A 6,599-nucleotide genomic window follows, 5' to 3' on the forward strand; every position below is an offset into this window, starting at 1 on the left:
TCGCGGGTTCGAGTCCCGTCCACTCCGCCACTTATTTAAGCCCCAGTCGAAAGACTGGGGCTTTTTCGTATGCCTACGAAAAAGCCCTGTGGGCAGGTATTTCCCTTTCAGAAGCCTTGCTGACTCATAGTAAGGCTTTTTCCGTTTGGCTGCTCGGACAGCACCCGGACAGTAGGAGTGGTGAGGTATTACCTTGAGACCGGTTAGAAAGCCTGCCATTGCTCGTGATAAATTCACTGCTTAGTAGTTTATTTCAGGCCCTGGCTACAATGTCAGGGCCTTCTCATATGTGTAAAATGTTTGGCCAGACAATTTCCGAATGTACGCGTGATGGATCGCAAGCTCGATCTAACCGCTTCCGCCTTTCCGTCAATTATTCCAAGCTCCCTTCAGACATAAGTTTAGGGGCTTGTTTGTTTAGTCAAGCGAACTATATCCTGTCGTAAGTAAGAGAATCTTTAGTCATGGCCTTTACTAGAAACAGAGAAGGCATTGTCCATCATTGTGCTATGACACTCTTACCAGGCTAGCTTATCAACCACAAAATGAATGCGATAGCTGAATGACATCAACGAGAGTCTACTGAGTTAGTGGCTATTTAGTGTTTGGATAATTGCGCACTACGGGAGTAAGGGAGAATATTTTGAATGATGTTGAGTTATTTATGTGTAGGCTAGCAGCGGTGGCGGAAATTGATGAGGTGGAAAGAGGAGAAACAGCCCGCAAACTACCTTATTTGCGGGCGCTGGCTCGAGCCTTATAGGATGCGTTTTAGTACGCCATCGGCTTTAATTCGAGTGATTTTACGCACCAAACGTTGTGCTTCTATTGGGTAATCTTCCACTTTCTGTAATTGCTTATAAGTACAGATCAGTTGAGTGTGTTTAAGTATGCCTTCAACTTCTTGTTCGAATTTTTCTGTCAATTGGTCGAAGTTATCTTGAATAAGCAGGCCATTTTCCAGATCCAGTGACCAGGCTCTCGGATTCAAGTTATTGCCGGTCAACAGCATATAGCGCTTATCTACCCAAATGCCTTTTAAGTGGAAGCTGTGATGGTCATGTTTCCAAAGGTGGATCGAGAGCTTACGTGCGGCTATGTTGGCTTCGTTTGCTTTGGCGAAACGGCGGAGATTGACCTCGTACAGGTATGGCAAACCACCAATGGTTTTGAACTCATCGTCTGGTGAGATGTAGAAGTCATTAGCAGTTTTATCACCCACGACGATGGTCACTTTCACCCCTCTCTTCATTGCGCGTTTTACTTCACGGTGCAGTGCTTTGGGGAAATTGAAATACGGCGTACAGATGAAAATTTCGTCTTGTGCAGCGGCGAGCAAATTTATGATTTTCTGATTGAGTAGGTTACGCCGTTTACCTAACCCAACCAGAGGCGTGATTTTGACCTGCTCTTCCGATGCCGTTTCTGGTGTGAACTGATAGCTGGCGCGAGCAAGTGAAAAGCGAAGCTGGCGGATCGTTGCCTTGATTTCCTTGGTCGACGGTTTATCTTTGCAGGCCAGATCGTTGACCGCCGGATGGCCAATCATTTCTCGCTGAATGAATTGCACCATGCTATCGGCTAACGCACGATGGTGAATGACGTGATAGCGGTCGAAGCGATAACGGTCGTTGTAGTGTAAGTACACATTATTCAGGCTAGCTCCGCTGTATATCACGGTATCATCAATGATAAATCCTTTTAGGTGCAGAACGCCGAATACTTCCCGGCCTCGTACGGGGATGCCATATACCGGGATGGTATGCTGGTATCGCTCAACAAATGCCTTGTAAAGCGCTGCATTACCTTCGGACGTCTTGGCTCCAATTAAACCGCGCTGTGCTCGGTGCCAATCAACACAGATATTGATATCCAAACCTGGGTTGCGCTGCTTAGCTTCGTACAAAGCAGTAAGGATTTCTCTTCCTGCTTCATCATCTTCCAGGTACAGAGCGACTAGGTAGATTCGTGAGGTTGCTTTGCTTATTGAATCTAGAAGACGTGCTCGAAAGGCCTCTGCTGAGTGCAGTACGTTAATGTCTTCAGGATTCACGGCAAGGCTTGGCAACGGCTCGAATGGATTCCTACTTACAATCATATCGGTGTGAGTACCTTTGTTAAGTGCAATATTGCGAACCAGCTATTTTATCAAAGATATGAATTCATTGGCTAGAAAACGGTTCAGAATATGGCTGTTATGGCGTGTATTGCATTGGAATGAGATCTTTACCACTGTCTATATAACGCAGGAAAGCTAAGCGCAGTGAGTTGGGTAAGTCTTGGATTTCAATGGGTTTAAAGCCATGTTTTGAGTAATAGTGTTCTAAGTAACTAAATGCAAAACAAAAATCATGATTATTGAAAACCTTGTTTTCACAGTAGTCGAGCAGAGCATCACCGACACCCCGACCTCGTGCTTCCGGTACTACTAACATACCAGTGAGTAAGCGGTATTGCTCTACGCACTTCAGGCGCAGTAGCGCAGCAATTTGGCCATTTTGCTTTGCAATTAGAATCTGTTCATCCTTTTTGGCTTTTCCGGACGGATAGTGTGCTTTGTAAAGTTTTTTGACCAAAGGTAGCTTGACCGGATCTAATTCTTCAATGATGAGGGTGTCGTTGATAGTCACTGCGATAATATGATATCTGAGGTAGAATAGCGTCAGTTTACGAGAATCCTATTGAATGATGCAAACCCACTATGCAAATCGAACAGCAAGCTAGCTTAAAGACTTATCACACTTTTGGTATTGAACAGACTTGTTCATATCTAGCCGTTGTGAATTCACTTGATGAGGTTATTGAGTTACTTCAGGATAATGATTATCGAGACTTACCCAAGCTTTTCTTGGGCAAAGGCAGTAATGTGTTATTTACTCAGCACTATGAAGGGTTAGTCATTATCAACCGTTTGTTAGGTAAGTCGGTGAGTGAATCTGCGGACTATTTTCACTTACATATCGCGGGTGGGGAGGACTGGCCCGAGCTGGTCGCCTGGTGTGTTGAGCAAGGGTTCGGCGGGATCGAGAATCTGGCGTTGATCCCCGGTTGTGCGGGCTCTGCTCCGATCCAAAACATCGGGGCTTACGGACTGGAACTTAAAGATGTCTGTGAGTATGTCGATATTTTGGATCTTGAGACATTGGAGAAAAAACGCTTATCTGCGTCAGAATGTGAGTTTGCCTATCGAGACTCGGTCTTCAAGCATCGCTTGTTCAACAAATGTTTTATTACCGCATTAGGACTGAAGCTGGCTAAAAACTGGCAGCCGATAAATCAGTATGGGCCGTTACAGTCAATTCCGGAGCCGGAATTGAACCCAGCAAGCATCTTTGAGCGTGTTTGCCAGGTGCGTTGTGAAAAACTGCCGGATCCTAACAAAATCGGTAATGCCGGCAGTTTCTTTAAAAACCCGTTGATCAGTTTAGAACACTACGATCGTCTCAAATCCTTATATCCTGACATGGTCGCGTATCCGGCTGGCCAGGAAATGAAGGTGGCCGCCGGCTGGTTGATTGACCAGTGTGGGCTTAAAGGTGTCTGCGTGAATGGCGCACAAGTCAACCCATTGCAAGCTTTAGTCCTGACAAACATCGGTGACTGTAGTGCACAGGATGTGATCCAATTGGCCTCTTTGGTGAAAAAATCCATCAAGGACAAATATCAGATTGAGTTAGAGCATGAGGTGCGTTTTATTGGTGCGCGCACAGAAATAACCTTAGCTGAGATTGAGGCGGGGTAATGAAAAGAGAGCACTCGGTCAAACTGTACATTTTAAAACAACTTAGTGATGGCGATTTTCATTCGGGAGAAGCGCTCGGTGAGGCGTTGGGCGTTTCCCGGGCGGCGATCGCAAAACACATAAAAGGACTCACTGAGTGGGGACTGGATATTTATCGGGTTCAGGGGCGGGGCTACCAACTAGCCCAGCCGATCCAGCTGCTGGATGAGGCTTTATTGTGCCAGCAGCTGGATAGTTTGCTGGAGTTGATCCCGGTGATTGATTCGACCAACCAATACTTATTGGATCGCGTGCGTGAGTCTGAGTCAGGGCGGGTTTGTATTGCAGAATACCAGGCTAATGGCCGCGGCCGTCGCGGCCGACAGTGGGTGTCCCCCTTTGGTTCTAACCTTTATATGTCGATGTACTGGCGTTTAGATGCCGGCATGGCTGCGGCGATGGGCCTAAGCCTGGTGATAGGGATTGCTGCGGTAGAAGCTTTAGAAGCGGCGGGGATTCATGGCGTCAAGCTAAAATGGCCCAATGATCTCTATTACCAAGATAAAAAACTGGCGGGAATCTTAGTCGAAATGTCAGGGCAAGCCGGCGGTGCGGCCCATTTGGTGATTGGGATGGGGCTGAATATTGGTATGCCAAGTTCACAGCCGGAGATTGATCAACCTTGGACGACGCTTCATCAAATCAGTCGAACGGGCGTGGTGGATCGAAACAAACTGGCTATCCAGTTGCTGGCCGGCTGGAAAACTGCGCTGGCTGAATATGAGATGACAGGAATGGCGGGATTTGTCGAACGTTGGAATCGATTAGATAATTTTATGGGCCGTAGTGTTAAATTAGTGATGGGACCCAAAGAAGTTGTCGGTGTGGTGCAAGGCATCGATGCGCAGGGTGGAGTTATCTTGAAAACCGACCAAGGCTTACAAACCTATATCGGTGGCGAAATTTCGCTGCGCAAGGATGATTAGGTTCAACTAAATTTATTTTCGCAATAACACTTTATCCACTAAATGATTTTCCCCTTTATGCAGAATAAGGTGCGCACGCTCACGGGTAGGCAAAATATTATGATCCAGGTTAACTCCGTTAATGCTGCGCCAGATGCCTTGTGCTTTCATTTTTGCCTCTTCCACCGATAATTTGGTGTAATGGCTGAAATACGAACCTGGCTTGGTGAATGCGCCATGACGGAACTTTAAAAAACGCTCTACATACCATTGTTCCACCACATCGCTTTCTGCATCGACATAAATAGAAAAATCCAAAAAGTCCGACACAAAAACCCGGTGTGGGTCGTGTGGATAATCCATACCGCTTTGCAACACATTCAAACCTTCAATGATCAGTACATCCGGGCGATCAACGGTTTTCACTTCACTGGTTATGTCGTAAGTGATGTGAGAATAAACCGGAACGCATAAATCAGGTTTGCCTGCTTTAAGGTCAGACATAAAATCGACAAGGCGTTTTATATCGTAAGATTCAGGAAAACCTTTACGATGCATGATGCCTTTCTCTTCTAATATCCGTTTGGGGTATAAAAAGCCATCTGTGGTGACCAGTTCAACCTTAGGGTGGTTTTCCCACCGCGACAGCAGCGCCTTAAGTAGCCGGGCAGTAGTGCTTTTTCCTACGGCGACACTACCTGCGATACCGATCACAAACGGTGGAGCATGTTCTTCAGTATTCAAAAACTGCTGCAATACCGAGTTACGACTTTGGCGCGCCTGCACATAAAGATTTAATAGACGAGACAAAGGCAGGTAAATTTCCACGGCCTCTTCCATGGTGAGGTTTTCATTAATGCCTTGAAGTGCGAGCAGATCATTTTCAGACAGTTTCATAGGAACAGAATTGCGTAGCTCTGCCCATTCCGCGCGGCTAAATGACAAAAATGGACTCATAAGTCTCGTTTATCCGTAGTTTCAGTGAGAGCATGAACATACCTCAAGCAAGCGATAAAGCAAACGACTGGGAACGAAACTTTGGCTGAAAAAAGCGAAGTTTGTATGAATTTTCAACAAACGAATCAAAAAAAAGGAATTTTGCGATTTTTTTTAAAATTCCTATTGCAACGTCGAAAATCATTCAATAGAATGCGCACCACTTATGCCGACTTAGCTCAGTAGGTAGAGCAACTGACTTGTAATCAGTAGGTCACCAGTTCGATTCCGGTAGTCGGCACCATTCTTTCCTGCTTTCATAAGAAGCAATTGTAGTTAGAATGGCTTAAAAATTTGGAGGGGTTCCCGAGTGGCCAAAGGGAGCAGACTGTAAATCTGCCGGCACTGCCTTCGATGGTTCGAATCCGTCCCCCTCCACCATATTCTTAAGGAAATAGCTCTCAGAGTTACGTGTTGCGGGCATCGTATAATGGCTATTACCTCAGCCTTCCAAGCTGATGATGCGGGTTCGATTCCCGCTGCCCGCTCCACTCAAAATTTGAGTGCTGATATAGCTCAGGTGGTAGAGCGCATCCTTGGTAAGGATGAGGTCGGCAGTTCGAGTCTGCCTATCAGCACCAGTTCTCAAGACATTTCCTTTTGATATTAAAATCACCAATTTTTTTTGGTTGCGTGGTCATCAAAGCCACCTAAATCCGTACCTAGAGGGACAACTCATGTCTAAAGAAAAATTTGAACGTACGAAACCGCACGTAAACGTTGGTACTATCGGCCACGTTGACCACGGTAAAACAACTCTAACTGCTGCAATCTGTACTACTCTTGCTAAAGTATACGGCGGTGAAGCGAAAGACTTCGCATCTATCGATAACGCTCCAGAAGAGCGTGAGCGCGGTATCACAATCGCTACTTCTCACGTAGAGTACGACACTCCAACTCGCCACTACGCGCACGTT

Annotated in this window: 6 protein-coding genes and 4 tRNA genes; 7 read left to right on the forward strand and 3 right to left on the reverse strand. The window is 46.1% G+C overall.

Annotated features, from left to right (window positions below):
- Positions 1 to 757: 757 nt before the first annotated feature.
- Both pssA and P2G85_RS21050 read right to left on the reverse strand, forming a co-directional pair.
- Positions 758 to 2,098: a CDP-diacylglycerol--serine O-phosphatidyltransferase gene (gene pssA / locus P2G85_RS21045; protein WP_275865980.1), complete on the reverse strand. Its 1,341-nt coding sequence runs from the start codon at positions 2,096 to 2,098 to the stop codon at positions 758 to 760.
- A gap of 97 nt (positions 2,099 to 2,195) precedes the next feature.
- Complete coding sequence (locus P2G85_RS21050; RefSeq protein WP_275865981.1) at positions 2,196 to 2,630, reverse strand: GNAT family N-acetyltransferase; 435 nt, start codon at positions 2,628 to 2,630, stop codon at positions 2,196 to 2,198.
- 71 nt (positions 2,631 to 2,701) lie between these two features.
- Between P2G85_RS21050 and murB the strand changes: the two genes are divergently transcribed.
- Positions 2,702 to 3,742 (forward strand): UDP-N-acetylmuramate dehydrogenase, encoded by a 1,041-nt coding sequence (gene murB, locus P2G85_RS21055; protein ID WP_275865982.1) that lies wholly within the window; start codon positions 2,702 to 2,704, stop codon positions 3,740 to 3,742.
- Positions 3,742 to 4,707, forward strand: coding sequence for a bifunctional biotin--[acetyl-CoA-carboxylase] ligase/biotin operon repressor BirA (birA, locus tag P2G85_RS21060; protein WP_275865983.1), 966 nt, complete (start codon positions 3,742 to 3,744; stop codon positions 4,705 to 4,707). Before murB ends, birA begins: the two co-directional genes overlap by 1 nt.
- Positions 4,708 to 4,719: 12 nt before the next feature.
- Here birA and coaA read toward each other — a convergent pair whose 3' ends face one another.
- The gene (coaA, locus tag P2G85_RS21065; protein WP_275865984.1) at positions 4,720 to 5,643 is read right to left on the reverse strand and encodes a type I pantothenate kinase; all 924 of its coding nucleotides are present in this window, start codon (positions 5,641 to 5,643) and stop codon (positions 4,720 to 4,722) included.
- Positions 5,644 to 5,850: 207 nt separating this feature from the next.
- On the opposite strand from coaA, the gene P2G85_RS21070 reads away from it, so the two are divergent.
- The 5 genes from P2G85_RS21070 to P2G85_RS21090 all read left to right on the forward strand — a co-directional run.
- Positions 5,851 to 5,926 (forward strand) — tRNA-Thr (locus tag P2G85_RS21070).
- Positions 5,927 to 5,978: 52 nt separating this feature from the next.
- Positions 5,979 to 6,063, forward strand: a tRNA-Tyr gene (locus P2G85_RS21075).
- A 35-nt stretch (positions 6,064 to 6,098) separates the two neighbouring features.
- A tRNA-Gly gene (locus P2G85_RS21080) sits at positions 6,099 to 6,173 on the forward strand.
- A gap of 14 nt (positions 6,174 to 6,187) precedes the next feature.
- A tRNA-Thr gene (locus P2G85_RS21085) sits at positions 6,188 to 6,263 on the forward strand.
- Between the two features lie 96 nt (positions 6,264 to 6,359).
- Positions 6,360 to 6,599: GTP-binding protein (locus tag P2G85_RS21090; RefSeq protein ID WP_275864587.1), on the forward strand; the 240-nt coding region annotated here is incomplete at its 3' end.

Source organism: Vibrio sp. CAU 1672 (assembly GCF_029223195.1).
Taxonomy (GTDB): domain Bacteria; phylum Pseudomonadota; class Gammaproteobacteria; order Enterobacterales; family Vibrionaceae; genus Vibrio.